This is a genomic window from Thermocladium sp. ECH_B (assembly GCA_001516585.1).
Lineage (GTDB): Archaea > Thermoproteota > Thermoprotei > Thermoproteales > Thermocladiaceae > Thermocladium.
Genome location: LOBW01000014.1, coordinates 1 through 14059 on the forward strand (window position 1 = coordinate 1; position 14059 = coordinate 14059).

The 14059-nt window shown below is 45.3% G+C and carries 15 protein-coding genes and 2 pseudogenes; 9 read left to right on the forward strand and 8 right to left on the reverse strand.

Translation table 11 applies throughout. The features are described from left to right. Positions 1–462, forward strand: a pseudogene (locus tag AT710_02900). A gap of 52 nt (positions 463–514) precedes the next feature. On the opposite strand, the gene AT710_02905 reads toward AT710_02900, so the two are convergent. Next, positions 515–1216, reverse strand: coding sequence for a hypothetical protein (locus tag AT710_02905; GenBank protein ID KUO92504.1), 702 nt, complete (start codon positions 1214–1216; stop codon positions 515–517). Positions 1217–1512: 296 nt separating this feature from the next. On the opposite strand from AT710_02905, the gene AT710_02910 reads away from it, so the two are divergent. From AT710_02910 to AT710_02925, 4 genes are all read left to right on the forward strand, one after another. Then, positions 1513–2145 (forward strand): hypothetical protein, encoded by a 633-nt coding sequence (locus tag AT710_02910; GenBank protein KUO92505.1) that lies wholly within the window; start codon positions 1513–1515, stop codon positions 2143–2145. A 126-nt stretch (positions 2146–2271) separates the two neighbouring features. Continuing rightward, a complete protein-coding gene (locus AT710_02915) occupies positions 2272–3144 on the forward strand; it encodes a hypothetical protein (GenBank protein ID KUO92506.1) in 873 nt (290 codons plus the stop codon). Further along, positions 3131–3343 carry a hypothetical protein gene (locus AT710_02920; protein ID KUO92507.1) on the forward strand — a complete coding sequence of 71 codons (213 nt, stop codon included), beginning with the start codon at positions 3131–3133 and terminating at the stop codon, positions 3341–3343. The genes AT710_02915 and AT710_02920 overlap by 14 nt, the downstream gene beginning before the upstream one ends. Positions 3344–3470: 127 nt before the next feature. After that, complete coding sequence (locus tag AT710_02925) at positions 3471–4094, forward strand: hypothetical protein (GenBank protein ID KUO92508.1); 624 nt, start codon at positions 3471–3473, stop codon at positions 4092–4094. A 296-nt stretch (positions 4095–4390) separates the two neighbouring features. On the opposite strand, the gene AT710_02930 is transcribed toward AT710_02925, so the two are convergent. Together AT710_02930 and AT710_02935 are read right to left on the reverse strand one after the other, a co-directional pair. Then, positions 4391–4828, reverse strand: coding sequence for a hypothetical protein (locus tag AT710_02930; GenBank protein ID KUO92509.1), 438 nt, complete (start codon positions 4826–4828; stop codon positions 4391–4393). 57 nt (positions 4829–4885) lie between these two features. After that, positions 4886–5173 carry a hypothetical protein gene (locus tag AT710_02935; GenBank protein ID KUO92510.1) on the reverse strand — a complete coding sequence of 96 codons (288 nt, stop codon included), beginning with the start codon at positions 5171–5173 and terminating at the stop codon, positions 4886–4888. A 151-nt stretch (positions 5174–5324) separates the two neighbouring features. Here AT710_02935 and AT710_02940 point away from each other — a divergent pair, with 151 nt between their 5' ends. Then, positions 5325–5570: a hypothetical protein gene (locus AT710_02940; GenBank protein KUO92511.1), complete on the forward strand. Its 246-nt coding sequence runs from the start codon at positions 5325–5327 to the stop codon at positions 5568–5570. A 253-nt stretch (positions 5571–5823) separates the two neighbouring features. On the opposite strand, the gene AT710_02945 is transcribed toward AT710_02940, so the two are convergent. The 3 genes from AT710_02945 to AT710_02955 form a co-directional block, all read right to left on the reverse strand. After that, positions 5824–6021, reverse strand: coding sequence for a hypothetical protein (locus AT710_02945; GenBank protein ID KUO92512.1), 198 nt, complete (start codon positions 6019–6021; stop codon positions 5824–5826). Positions 6022–6079: 58 nt separating this feature from the next. Beyond that, positions 6080–7339, reverse strand: coding sequence for a hypothetical protein (locus AT710_02950; protein ID KUO92513.1), 1260 nt, complete (start codon positions 7337–7339; stop codon positions 6080–6082). Positions 7340–7437: 98 nt separating this feature from the next. Continuing rightward, entirely contained in the window at positions 7438–8463 is a 1026-nt protein-coding gene (locus tag AT710_02955; GenBank protein ID KUO92514.1) for an aldo/keto reductase, read from the reverse strand. 281 nt (positions 8464–8744) lie between these two features. On the opposite strand from AT710_02955, the pseudogene AT710_02960 reads away from it, so the two are divergent. Continuing rightward, positions 8745–9478 (forward strand): annotated as a pseudogene (locus AT710_02960) (hypothetical protein). An 831-nt stretch (positions 9479–10309) separates the two neighbouring features. On the opposite strand, the gene AT710_02965 reads toward AT710_02960, so the two are convergent. Beyond that, on the reverse strand, positions 10310–10552 hold the full coding sequence (locus tag AT710_02965) for a hypothetical protein (protein ID KUO92515.1): 243 nt from the start codon (positions 10550–10552) through the stop codon (positions 10310–10312). A 450-nt stretch (positions 10553–11002) separates the two neighbouring features. On the opposite strand from AT710_02965, the gene AT710_02970 reads away from it, so the two are divergent. Together AT710_02970 and AT710_02975 are read left to right on the forward strand one after the other, a co-directional pair. Next, the gene (locus AT710_02970) at positions 11003–11626 is read left to right on the forward strand and encodes a superoxide dismutase (GenBank protein KUO92516.1); all 624 of its coding nucleotides are present in this window, start codon (positions 11003–11005) and stop codon (positions 11624–11626) included. A gap of 488 nt (positions 11627–12114) precedes the next feature. Next, positions 12115–13515: a phosphoglucomutase gene (locus AT710_02975; GenBank protein KUO92517.1), complete on the forward strand. Its 1401-nt coding sequence runs from the start codon at positions 12115–12117 to the stop codon at positions 13513–13515. A 92-nt stretch (positions 13516–13607) separates the two neighbouring features. Here AT710_02975 and AT710_02980 read toward each other — a convergent pair whose 3' ends face one another. After that, positions 13608–13940, reverse strand: a complete 333-nt coding sequence (locus AT710_02980) for a hypothetical protein (protein ID KUO92518.1) — start codon at positions 13938–13940, stop codon at positions 13608–13610. Positions 13941–14059 lie beyond the last annotated feature (119 nt).

Genomic DNA, 14059 nt, shown 5'->3' on the forward strand with positions numbered 1-14059 from the left:
AGGGTTAGGAACACGGGCTTAGCTGCAGCTGAGAAGTGCGTTTTCCAGGTTAGGATTACTAGGTGGCCCTCTAATTGCCCCATCAACTGCCACGCGCCGAGTGATGAGTATGTGGATTGGCAGGACGTCACGTGGGCTGGCTGGGAACCACACATTTTAATTAGGCCGAATGATGTTAGGTACGCGAACATAGCCATAATGCCATTAGATGCGAATAAGCAGGCATGCTTACATGCACCATGGCAATGCGATAACCAGGTTAATCCGTGTGGACCAATAATTGCTTGGATTGCTAAGCGTGACGTCTTCATGCTTGGGTGCACGGCTAGGCTTCAGGATGGTTTAGTGCCTGGTGAATACAGGATTGATGCCCAGGTCACATGCAGGAATGGGCAGACAAGAGAATCCATGAAGTTGATAATATCCCAGGACTGGAATGTTACAGACATCACGACGGCTTAACAATAGGCAAATGTTTGAAGGCTCAAAAATGCTGAGTGTAAGTACTAAGGGATTACCTTACCTTAGCCTTGTGCCTAGTTGCGTGGTGCCCCGTTAATGTTGTTACCGTGAGTACTAAACCTATTAGGTGTGGTGGTGTTGGTGGTAGGAATTTGTATATTGAGTAGATTGTACCAACTACGATAACCGCAAACAACAAGAGTACCATTCTAGCGAGCTTCAGGAGTAGGCGCCTCAAAGGCCATGGCAACTTCAATAATGTCGCTGTTTGGTACAGTGTTACATATGCTGCCGATGCCAGCATGAATACCGTGTATATTGACGTGCCAATGCCCGGCTTACCTAACGTGAACCAAGTAACGAGTGATGTGATGTATGATGTGGCGATGGCTAGGGTGAAGGAGTGGGTCAGAAACGACCTACCCACAGTCTCACAACCCGCCATGCCTTCTCGGCACAATCTTGACACAGGCATTAGGATTAATGCGAGGACTACCGTGGGCAAGACGACCGTGGCTATGAAGTAAAGCCAGGATGGGTAGTGGAGTATCAACGACTCGTAGGCGTTGAATGGTGAGGTTAGCCAAATAATGAACATTTGATAATTAAGGATCGGCCTAAGCCCGGTGGTGTTCACTGACGCCCAATAGGTAATGAGCGGTTTCGGTATTATGGCTAGCGAAGTCCAGTAAAGGGCGGTGTAGGTAAGTAGCACGGCGATTAGGAAAGCAACAACAAATCCAAAACGCACCATACAACCATAGACCACATCAAAGTAAACAAATATCTTTACCCCCTAAAATAACGCAATGAACGTAAGCACGACCATGGCACCACCGCATGGAATACTCAGTACAGCATTCAACACCATCAGCATTATCACCGAGATATCATTCACGATGAGAGGCTATGGAATCCTGGACGGTCTAATAACCGTGCACTTAATGAAGGGGTTAGTTTTAGTGTTGATTCATCTAAGCCAAGCAATCATTAATGGTTAATTGAGTTTAGTAGTAAATTTTTTAAGTAAATATCTTGACCTTAGATAAAATGAGCGGTCCTGAGATTGCTGCTGGTGTTACCGCTGGATCTCAATTAGCGAAGCTGTTTTTCGACATTTACAACATGATGAAAAGGACTGACGTAGAAGTTAAGGTTTTAGTTGAGTGTAGTGATTATGCTTGCCGTAGTGGTAATGTCCTCGTTAAGGTTATGAATAAGAGCAGTGATGTACCTGCCCACGATATCGAGGCGCGATTGGGCATAACCGCCATCACTATGGATATCCATAACAATGATGGTGTCAAAATTCAGACGAAATATCTCGATGATTACCTTGTTGACACTAAATCCACGTATTATGCCGTAGATGGTGAGGTATTACCGTGGGTTAAGGGTAACGAGAGGATTTATGGNCCAATCACAATCAAGCCCTGGCTTAGCGAGAAGTTTTTGGTTCTCGAGTTCGTGAGGAGTGATGTTGACCACATAATTACAATACCAGTGAGAGATGGCATTAAGCTGAGGTTGGGTGATTATGATAAGTACATGCTCGACATAACAATTAGTGGCCCAAACATTAAGGAGCCGAATAACATTAAGCTGTACATCACTAAGGAGAAGATTAACGCAGTATGTGACCTCAAGTACTGGGTGAGGAGGNGTAAGAGCAATATTAATTAGGAATGAGGAGGGCTGTAAATTAATTGTTAGGAAGATGGAGGATGAGGTTGAGGGCGAGCTTGTTAAGGAGTTGACGAGAGATTGGAACAATAGCTACCTTGAGCGTTTCTGGGGATACGCGCAAAGGTGATCGAAGACTTTATATATGGAAATACTAGAAATACTAATCTGCTTAATCTGCTTAGGGAATTCATAAGNCTATGGAACGATATAAAGAAAGAATACAAAGACCTAGCCCCGGCACTGTTTGGTAACATCTTCGAGGGCTTATACACATATTCGAAGTTCCTAATTTCAACTCCTGATCTAAGAGTTAGTGCATTGAAGCCATTAGCTATGGATCTGCTCTCGCTTCCACTAACTGCGGCGCATGAGACTGATTTCGTGATGCGGCGTTTTAATGAGTACTCTAATGACCTTCGTAACAAAATCATAAANGAGGATTTAAAGGTATTGACGAATATGGTAGTATCGAAATCTCACTATGACCTATGTGACCTAGGTGGGGTATTCAGAGAGCAAATTAATGAGTGGNTTTTATCAGCGGTTGTTTCATACCCTGGTTGCAGGTGGCTTAGGACATGTGATGATTTTAGCGGTGATGATGCGATAAAGTGCTCCGTAACTAAGGCAGCACTTCTTGGAGATTCGGATTCGCTAGATAGGCTAGTGATGTACCTCCTCAGTGAGATTACGCGCAACGTGAATAATCCCGATAAACAGGAGTTGTTTAATAAGTTCAAGAGGGATTTGCTCGACCTCGTTGAGTACTTCTCTCAATTACCTATACATAAGATTACCTCAGTGGAGGATTTAAGGAAGTATGGAATACCTGACATGGACCTTTATACAGACCGTAGCCTTATTAGCATTATATTTCGAGGGATACATAAAAATGAGGTCCTTTTAATGATCTTAGCGTACATCATGGCAGCGAGGACTTTACGTGCAAGGGTAGCATTTATTTTAAACTATTTTAATAAGTATGGTTGTAGTTAACCCTAAGCCTATTAAAATACATGAACAACTTGTAAAGTTATTGTACTCTAAGTCCATTAGTGATTCGTTCTCAGCGATTTATTATATATGCGAAACTAAACATGATAAGGAGGAAACTAAGGACGAGGTAAGGACTGAGATTGATAATTATGAGAGGATTAAGCCCTTTTTAGAACTTTACTTCTACTCCCTGACTTAGCAATAGTCCAAATTATTTAAGTAATCTTGGTTACAATTCCTCAGTAATGGGTTGCCATGGCTTAAATTTAATTAGACGATACTTGCCTAAGCGGTGTTTAAGGCAGTTGCTTAGGCCTTACTACTGTATGGCGATTATACTAGCGTTAATTGGTGTTATAATCTCTATCTTAAGTTCAATGGCATCACTAAATATGTTGGCTTTGTCATGGCTTTTCTATGCACTGCTTCTTGCGAAACTCATGAATAAGATTGACTTTGGGAGGGATATATGCTTAATTGATTGGATTAACTTCCGTGCTTTCACGGTATTAACTGCGTTTTACTTAATATTATCATTGTGGGGTTTGTTGAATATTTTGTTTTATCAAGTGTTGAGAGAATATGGGATGAAAATATTGTTCACCCTTTATTCCATGTTGCTCACTACAACCTTGACCTCGACCTCGATATTATTCACTTTGGGTAATTGGGTTATATCAAGGCGTGATAGGGAGGATGAGAGACTCATAGACGTTGTTAGGGTTACTAGGAGGGCTTTACTTTTCATATTCGTCGCCGTATTCCCCATCCTACTAATAACAGCGGACTTCCTCACGATGCAGCGAATACTTGTCGCCACGGGTTACTTAGCTGCATCCCTCGGCTTAACCATAACCATGGCGCAGACCCTAGTTATAATGCACGCACTAATGGACGCACTCAGCAGATCCGCGAATTCTGAAGGCGAAGCCAGAGGGTCAGGGAGTTAGAGAAGGGACGGAAGGTGCCTCAAAACCTTAGGCCCGGTGTTTCTGGTCATTGCTTATCCGCGGTTATGCTCACCACAGCGTATCCAGCCAGTAATCCCAATGGTGGTGCTGTTACTAATCCGTCGATTTGTCCGTAGGCTCCGATCGTTACTGGGCTCACGCATGCACCCGGCACCAGCTGAGGTATTGTCAAGAGGGTTAGTGCCGTGGTTGTGCCAATGATTAGGCTCCCGGCAATTAGTGAGACGTAGAGCGTAAAGAGAAGTGGCTTTCAATTGCTGCCTACCCTCTACCCTCTATCGTAGGCGTAAATCAACAATGTTACTGAGCCAATAATTATCGAGGTTGTGAATGTGGCTATGCTGTCGAGGTTGGTAGGCATTGGGGGTGCAGGCGTGGGCTGGGTTCGCAGTAACTGCTAGGTAAAGGGCTACAGCTAACAGTGCGTAAACGGCAATCATGCCCAGCGAATATCTGACCAAGCCAGCCTTCGGCTTACCCCTGGCGAGTAGTGAATAAGCTATTGCGACTAACACTGCATTAGTAATTATTGCGGTTGGGTTCACGTAGAGACCATAACCACCAATGATTAACGGCGATTCTGGGCCAAGGGTTTCATTGAAGGTTGTTGAGTTGCTGACGTAGGGCTGAATTGTTAGGGCTGTGTATGTGGCTAGTGCGAATATGATGGTGAGTACGGCGATGTGTGTTAATGCCCTTAATATGCTGCTCATTACATAATCCGCTCAAGGCCCAACTTTATAAGCGTTAATAACGGCGGCATCGATGAACTAAATAATTAGGAGACCGAGGGACACTCGACTAAGCCGACTCTCGGTGTTATGATGATGTATTAATGCCTTGGCTGGGTTATCGGCATAGATGAGCTTCATAGCCATCTCTCTACCACGCCAATATTCGATAATTACCTCGCTACTACCTTCCCAGATGCAGTACCTATTGACAACGCCCAAGATCTCCTTAGCAATGATTAAACCGGCACTGACTGCTTCATTAATCATTAATGCCCTAATCTCCACGGGGATAAATAAGTCGTCTTTGTACATGAACCAGGGCATTGAGTAAGCCTTAGCCAGTCATAATTAAGGATTAGCCCAACCTGCAAAGGCGAAATCCACAACCCCGATTACTCCGTATTTCGAATCCTTAAAAGCCCCTAAGCGATTCGGCATTGATGTCTTCTGGCATTAACCTGTACTGCTCTGGGGTGTGGGTGTTGCTTGGGTTGATGCTAGGGGCTTGGTCTACTTGCTTGGCACAGGTGGCTACAGCAAGTTGTTGAGGTTGTTGGGTAGGGCTGGTTACGAGATACGTAGGTCAAGGTCTTCGACGTGGGTAAAAGGTAAGAAACCGTGTAACGAGTTGGTTAGGGAGATCAATGAACTCGTTGAGAAAATAACCAGTGAGGAGGAGAGAGGAGGGGCTGGAGGTGGTGAGTGCAACCAGCTGACATAGGGAGTATTATAAACGCCATTGTTGGTAGGGTTTCTAGCTTAATACCAAGCCTTAAGGATGTTGTTAATGAGGTGGGTGTTAATCTTGCCCACATAAGCAAACCACCGCAGAACCACGGTGGTCTTTGACAATGCATGCGAAAATACCTGCGTTAGCGCTACTTACGTTGTCCCTATGAACCCTCTGGGTATTTAGGGTTTTCAAGCTGCGGCTTTACGTCAGGACTGCCCCTCATCAACAAGCCCTGTTTACATCACCATCCTGATTCATCCTCCATGTACTTTTTAATGAGGAACGCAGCTACGATTATTAAGGCTATTATTGCCCCCTCTATTAATCCATGTATTAACGCATTAAGGAGTTGTTGAGGTATGAACACTATGGCCAGTACGGCCATGGCTAGCAATATCCCGATTGCCCTAACGATATCATCCTCATCCGAGTAACTCATCAACATCGCGTATCCCTAAGATGCTTAAAAACCATGCCTCATGGTAAGCAGCGTCGGCTTATGCAAGGCAACAAACCCTAGGCGCATGCTTCAGGTACCATTGCCTAAGCTCCTCATGCCTAGGTGACCAGTAGTGCTCGACAAGTATCCTAAACTCCTGAGGTGGCGCCCTACCCTGAAGCGTGTTCACTATGCTTTCAGGCACGCCCTGGCTTATCATCCAGGTGGCGTAGAATTTCCTAAGCTCATATAGTTCAAATTCACGGTTAAGAATCTGCCTTGCAGCCTCCTTAATCTCCCTCCTAAGCCTAGACTGGTCGAATGGTATTAACTTCTGCTTAGCCTTCTCAACAATGTCTTGGCTGAACCAGCCGCTTGCAAGCCAGCCCTTGCTAAGCCTCTCAACCCAATCACCCCTATGCGGTAAGTACACCTGCTTAACCCACCTGAGGAATTCAGGTCTCAGGAAGGCTACAAAAGCCCTCTTAGTCTCAGTCACCTTACCGATGTGAAGCATTCCGTGCTCCAGGTCAAGGTCACTTAGGCTTAGGGTGAAGGGCTCACCAGGCCTAAGACCAGTCTCAGCCAACAGGGTGAAGTAAAACTTAGTCTCAATGCTTGGTAGTTGTTGCCAAATTGCCCTAAGTTGCTCCAGGCTGGGTAGTGTAATGCGGTTGCTTGCCTTGGACTTATACACTGTGAATGAATCGTAGAGTAGCCTGAATAGGGCTGGGTCTTTTGGCTTCAACACGGTCTTGAGGAATGACTTCAACGCCACCGTGACATGCCTTAGCACATGCTCCTCCCCATCCTCCCTAAGCTCGGCGAGGAACTCCCTAATGCCCTCAGGTTCAAGCGTCCAGTTAAGCTCACTGAGTGCTAGGCGCAGGTAGTGGACATGGTCTCTAATAGTCTTCTCCTTAAGGCCCTTAAGCCTCTTAGCCTTAACAAACTCCTCAATGTCACGCTCGGTTACCGTCCACGACGCCCTGTATTCACGGAATTCGTCACCGAACGCCTGCCTAAGCATGTCGAATAGTAGATTCCTGAAGGACTTGTCAACCAGCGCCTTCTTAACAACACGAACAATGTCATCAGGAGTTGCGTCAACTAACTGTGGTGCAGAGCCTACTAGCCTAGCATACTCCTCAATGTCAATGAACCTGAGTAAAGCCTTAAAGAGCTCGTCACTAATCGGCACTAGCCCATGCCTAACCCTGTACATGTAGGTCTTATCGTAACCAAGTTCACTAGGCTTTGGACCCATCGACCCCGGTTCGAATCCGGGCCCGGCTATAAAATCAACATCCTCCTCCACATTCCGGAATTGAATAATGGCCACGAACCATGCATAGGGGAACCACCACGCATACAGATCTAATTAAACGACTTGGAGAGTCCAGGATTTGAGGGAATTTATTGGGGCTTCATTATTTCATCGATTCTCTTTAAATCATCTTGGCTCAGCTTCACGCCGAGGGCGCCTAAATCATCCTCTAAGTGACCCATTTTCGTGATGCCTATTATCGGTATTATGTTAACCCCAAGCCTCTCCTGCATGCCGATTAACCACGCCAATGCGGCTTGGCTTAACGTGATGCCCCTTGCCTTGGCTACCTCATTTAGCTCCAGGAGGATCTTGAGGTTTTCATCGTTTATGTATCCCCGTGGGCTGCTCGATATGGCTGCCCTGGAGTCGCTCGGCGTGGCCCACTTCCTCGCATTGAAGTCGATGTACTTGCCCGTGAGGATCCCTTGAGCTAGGGGAGAGTAGGCCAGCACCGCCATTCCATACCTCTTGGCCACGTGGATCTTATCCCTCTCTATATCCCTATTAAGCAGATTATAGACCTCCTGCATGGTAACGAAGGGCTCCATTCCACGCTTATCCGCCAATTCCATGAACTCCACCACATCATGGGCCGGGTGATTGCTTTCGCCTATGTAATTCACCAATCCCTCCTGAACCAAGTTATCGAGCGCCCTAAGGGTTTCTATCTTGGGCGTATCCGGATCCGGCCAATGTATCTGGTATAGATCAATGTAATTCACCCCCAGCCTCTTCAGAGATTCCCTTACCTGCCACCGAATGTGTTTCCTCGATAATCCCTCCCCATTGGGCCAAGCAGCCATTTGGCCCCTCACCTTGGTGGCCAACACAATGGACTCCCGATCCACGGCTTTTAGGAATTGACCCACCACCCTCTCTGAATTGCCAACGTGATTCAAGTCCACTGGGGACATAGCTCCATGATACCTATTAGCAGTATCGACGCAATTAATCCCCTCATCATAGGCCCTCCTCATGATCTTAACGGCGGCATCAACGTCAACCTTATGAACCCCATACTCGTCTCGCTCGTCAAGCCTAGGCAAGTACCAAGTACCCAAGCACAACTGGGAAACCTTGACCCCAGACCAACCAAGCCTAACGTACTGCATAATTACCCCATCCTCCGTACAAATTTAAAGGCTTTCAAGCATCAACTAACGCAGGGCCCCGCATTGAAATCCACGTATAGCGCCGGGGCTGGACAGTAATCGTTTAATTAAGGACCTAGGTTATTTGGGACGCTGGGAATGATCTCAATCGTTCCATTCTCTAATCTATTGATGCGATTGAATGTGTTTTCAATTGGTTAGGGGTATGCTAATGAGCAAGGTTTAATAAATCTCATTAGGGTAACCCTAATGAGATGTAGCCCCACATCAAAGAAAAAAGCATTAAGGTATGGCTTTTAGCGGGAACCATAGCAATAGCTATAACTATAGCAATATTATCAATGCCCAACATCCTTGATCCTCTGGCTAGACATATCGTCATGTCCATGGGTTCCTATTGGCTATTGGCAGTCCTAATCATCGGCATAATACATGGATTAAAGCCCGATGAGCATACTTGGCCCATTACAGTTTCTTATGGCTTAATGCAGAGGGATATAAATGGCGTCATCACCGCCGTCTCGGTATTTGCTGGAGCCTTAACTCTAGTGTGGACGCTTATGAGTGCATTAATTGGTCAATTAATGAATCTTATCAACACCTCAATCCTGGATCCATACATTGATATACTAGTTGGCTTAACCATGATGGGGTAGCCGCTTACCTAGTCTTTGGCGATCATGACCATGCAGAGAAAGTTAGAACCGCGGATTACAAGTTAATTTGGATACATGGATTAACCGCAGCCTTCGGCGGCGACTTTTTCATAGTTCTGATACTAACAACCATATTAGTGCCCACAATTTCAACAGGCTTATCCTTCCTCATAGGCCTCATATTTGGTCTTGGCTCATGGCTGGCCCAATCAGTGATCGTTGCACTAATATATAAGGGCATCATTCATACTATTAAGGATTGGAGCATCATAGCTCAAGCAGGTAGATTAGCTCTCGGTATTTTAGGTCTATTCATGATTGGGCTAGGCATATACTCATTCATTGCCGCCACAGACTAATGATACAATCACCCTCCTAATACTTTGAATTACTTAGTAGCCGTCTGATCTTCGACTGATCACCTCCATTTCTAAACCTGGCACAAGCATGACCCCACGCTTAGAATGGTTTTTACTTCCCATAATTATGCGGGCAGGAATAACTAACTACCCTAGTTAATCTCGCGTAATTGATTATTGGCACAGCGATCAAGAAATTAAAGAATATCCTGATTAATGCTGGAGAGAAATGATATTCATCTTAGATTAGGGAAGATATGAATTTACGTAAATAATAAATGGTATTCCCACGCATAAGGGAAATATTTCCCAAGACCATATTAATACCATTTAATATCCTTGGAGATTAACAGTGCAACTATGTCCTCTCCAACTATCTTGGGACTACCCCTCAATAAATCCCCATCCATAAGGCACGAATTTGCCATAACCTGGCGCCATTGATTAGTAGTCTGACTTACCCATTTAAAGGACAAACTTTTCCATTTAAAATAACTCCAATGATTGAGGAATGCAAATGCTACTTAATAAGCCACAGGTAAAAGCAGGCCCCTAAAGGGGAGACGCCTTAATGACTTATTTTTGTTTGCTAATCCTTCTCTTGATTACTTATTGATTAATCAGTTCAGAATTCACGTAGCCTAATCCCAATGCCCTATCCTTGCCTACACCATATGCATTGGCCACACTTAATAGAGATGAAGATCCCTAAAGGGAGCTGAAGGAGGAATTATGGGCACCATCATGAAGCCCGTGAAGATGCTGGGGGAGCTCCCGTAATAGCCTATGGAATTCATGAATAGAGCGACGGAGGGCCGGCAATGTCGGGCGTCATTCCCAAGTAACGAGCTCATCGATATATGGCGAGTAGCTGCCGAGGATTATGGAGAAGCCCGCGGAGTTACTGAGGTAGGGGTCAATGTCCACGAAGCCATTCACGGCGGGCCCCACTGCATACACTGAGAATCTGGCGTTGGCGTGAGGGTATGGCTTAGGAGCATTAATTATGTTTACCTGAATCGATGGATACTCGCCGGGCGGATCAAGCCCCACATCAACGCATTGAGTGGCCACGGTAGTCTAGGGTACTTAACGTATATGATGGAGTGGCCTTTCCACGAGTATGTAAAGATGACGCGGCCGGCATGTGCATACATGAATAGGCTTAGGTAGGCGATAATTATTTGTGGTTAATTATTGGAATAATATCTCTCATTCTCAGATTCACTCATTCTTATTATCTCTTGTTTATAGGCTATTCTATTCTATTTAAATCCTTTTCTCCTAGACATAGTGATAAGCTCGGGAGGGGGTTCCCGTCCATAACGATGGGGAAAAGGACCATTAAGAACGGTTCTCCTTAAGGGGATGATCATCTTACGAGAAAGATGATTCCTTAATGTAGTTATCGTATTTTCATATATGAAATCTAACATTATATTACTTCGTATTTTTAAGCATTGCATTAGTTATTAATGTGGATTAAGGAAAAACATTTTTAAATGTATACTGGTTTTTCAACTCATGTCTACGGCGAATCTATTCAAGAGGTACGAGTTGCCTCCGCTTCCATATAAAATAGATGCACTGGAGCCCCATATAAGTGGGCAAGTGATTGATGTCCACTATAATGGGCATCATAAGGCGTACGTGAATGGCGCGAACGCAACCGTTGAGCGAATCGAGAAGATACTGAAGGGGGATGTGACTAGCTACGATATTCAGGGAGTATTGAGGAGCCTCTTCTTCAATATAAATGGCCACAAGCTGCATGCCTTGTATTGGAACAGCATGGCGCCCAGCGGCAAGGGCGGCGGCAAGCCGGGTGGACGGCTCGCGGATTTAATTACGAAGCAGTACGGCAGTTACGATAAGTTCAGGAAGATATTTGATGAAATCATGAGGTCATTGCCGGGCACTGGATGGGCCACCCTCTATTATGATCCGGAGAGCGGCAACCTGATTTTCACCACGTTCGAGAATCATTATAATCAGCACATAGCTGAGCTGCCCATATTGATGATTGTTGATGAGTTTGAGCATGCCTATTACCTTCAGTATAAGAATAATAGGAATGCGTATTTGGACGCCATATGGAATGTCTTGAATTGGGAGGAAGCGGAGAAGAGGCTCTCAAAATACATCTAGCCGCCCCTTAATTTCATATTTTTCATTTTTTCATTTAATTCACCATTTGATGCGCGTCGCGATTAGGTGGGGGCGCCTCTATTTCTAATGAGGTTTACCTATTTAGCATTGATTATTCCTTGATAAGCGGCTCTAAAGTATGTGGAACCACATCATCTATTCATCGTATTAATGATTAATTTCACCATTAATTTAAACGAGGTTTCACGGTGAAGCAACGCTTATTTATTATTAAGTGGCCCAATAAATTAGGGAGAAAGAGAATTTTCTCACTTAAAAATAAGTAAAAATAGTTATCGATACATTTAATATTTCCAGCAATGCCGGTTACAGCGAGGTGAATAAGGTGGCGAAGAAGAAGAAGGAGGAAGGAACTCAGGAAAAGAAGAAACAGTAATGAAAGGCAATCACGAGAAATCAATAAAATAATATTATTTTATCTTCTCCCATGATGGAAAACATTTAATCCCCTCATACATGGATAATTTATGGATATTAAGTTCGGAACTGATGGTGTGAGGGGCGTAATTGACTCCACATTCAATGAATTAACGGTGGCCATGGTGGTTGAGGCAGCGCTTAGGCACTGGAGCAGGAAGTATGGGGCGCATCGCGTGCTCATAGGGTATGACACTAGGCGGAAATCCAAGCAATACGCTGAGGAGGCGGCGGCAATAGCCCTGGATTACGGCTTAGACGCTCTTATAACGGATGAGCCGACGCCCACGCCGACAATTGCCTGGGCCATTAAATCAATGGGATTTGACTTCGGTTTTCAAATAACTGCCAGCCATAATCCCCCTCAGTATAATGGGATAAAGATAATAACCAGGGATGGATCATCCGCCTTCCCCGAGGACACTAATGAGGTGGAGAAAATAATTAGGAATGAGGAGGGGGACATGCTTAGGTACATTAAGGATATACCGAGCAAATCCATACCAACAATTACGCTCAAGAAGCCGTATATTGAGTACATCCAGTCCTGGCTGGAGGGCCGGGTAAAGCCAAGCAAGTTGAGGGTGGTAGTTGATCCAATGCATGGAGCCGCAGTGGGCTACACTGCCAAGCTATTGGAGTCCCTGGGGATGGAGGTCAAGGAGATACATGGAACCCATGACGCGAACTTCGGCGGATTAGAGCCAGAGCCGGAGGAGAGGAACTTGGCTGAAATGATTAGGGCAGTAATGGAGGGGGGCTTCGATATGGGGATAGCCCATGATGGGGACGCCGATAGATTAGCTGTTGCAGTGAGGGGATTGGGATTCCTCGGAGCCAACAAGATAATACCGATAATGATACATAGATTAATGGGGCTCAACATGATTAGGAGGGGGCTCGGAAGAACCGTGGCCACAACCCATGCCGTGGACTGCTTGGCGACGAAGATGGGTGTGCCGCTGTACGAGACCCCGGTCGGCATAAAGTACATATCGGAACTCATAATAGGGGGGAAAATAGATATTGGGGGAGAGGAGAGCGGGGGATTGGCTTATTCATGGCATGTGCCCGAGAAGGACGGCGTATATAGCGGCGCATTATTCGCTGCACTGATAGGTAGGGAAGCAAGTAATGAATTAGGGCAAGTCATTAATTCCTGTGGTGAATTTCATTCTGGCCGAATCGATGTGCCGATGCAGAACTCCAAGGAATTCATAAATACGAGGAGGGAGGACGTGATAAGGGCGCTCTCCGGCCTCGGCAACGTGAGGCAAGTAATAACTATTGATGGCGTGAAGGTGGTCTTCAACGATGGATCATGGATCCTCACTAGGGGAAGCGGCACTGAACCCAAGCTGAGGATATACGCTGAATCAAATAATCCGGAGAGAACCAGTGAATTATTGAGGCAAGCATCCTCGGCAATCACGGCCCTAAAGCGGGCCTAACTCTATATAGATATGCTGCGGAGCGATGTAGTTGAAATACGTGGGGGAATCATTTTATGGGTTTAAGGAAGCGATGTAGTGAATACTTTATCTTATTTATAATTAACGGCTGACTGCATGAACAATACATTGAATTTATCCCTTCTCTTTATTACGGCGAAGGTGAAGATGTGCTCTATATTGGGCAAATCGCCCTTAACGGATGCGCGGACGTACTTAACCGTGGATGGATCATTGGTTTCCCTCCCATCTAAGTCGAACATCCTTATATCGAGGACCTCTAACCCGTTTTCCCGTAGCTTTGATGCAACGCAACTGCCTATATCATTAAAGTCCAAATTGGAGCAATCCTTCATGAATGACATCATTACCTCCGAGTGTATTTTCTGTATTGCCTTGCTGGCCTCATCATCTGAGGACTCCATTGAATCATATTGTGGGGGTCAATATAAAAATCTTCTGACTCATCGCGTTTAATGGTGCTCCGAGCATCCTCATAACAGCATTCCCCGGTGCTTAAGAAGAATCATGGAGACTCGGCAAC

Bases quoted from the DNA above. Each gene is read 5' to 3' on its own strand.
- AT710_02905 (KUO92504.1), bottom strand. From the start codon at position 1,216: ATGGTGCGTTTTGGATTTGTTGTTGCTTTCCTAATCGCCGTGCTACTT.
- AT710_02920 (KUO92507.1), top strand. From the start codon at position 3,131: ATGGTTGTAGTTAACCCTAAGCCTATTAAAATACATGAACAACTTGTA.
- AT710_02925 (KUO92508.1), top strand. From the start codon at position 3,471: ATGGCGATTATACTAGCGTTAATTGGTGTTATAATCTCTATCTTAAGT.
- AT710_02930 (KUO92509.1), bottom strand. From the start codon at position 4,828: ATGAGCAGCATATTAAGGGCATTAACACACATCGCCGTACTCACCATC.
- AT710_02935 (KUO92510.1), bottom strand. From the start codon at position 5,173: ATGCCCTGGTTCATGTACAAAGACGACTTATTTATCCCCGTGGAGATT.
- AT710_02945 (KUO92512.1), bottom strand. From the start codon at position 6,021: ATGAGTTACTCGGATGAGGATGATATCGTTAGGGCAATCGGGATATTG.
- AT710_02955 (KUO92514.1), bottom strand. From the start codon at position 8,463: ATGCAGTACGTTAGGCTTGGTTGGTCTGGGGTCAAGGTTTCCCAGTTG.
- AT710_02970 (KUO92516.1), top strand. From the start codon at position 11,003: ATGTCTACGGCGAATCTATTCAAGAGGTACGAGTTGCCTCCGCTTCCA.
- AT710_02975 (KUO92517.1), top strand. From the start codon at position 12,115: ATGGATATTAAGTTCGGAACTGATGGTGTGAGGGGCGTAATTGACTCC.
- AT710_02980 (KUO92518.1), bottom strand. From the start codon at position 13,940: ATGGAGTCCTCAGATGATGAGGCCAGCAAGGCAATACAGAAAATACAC.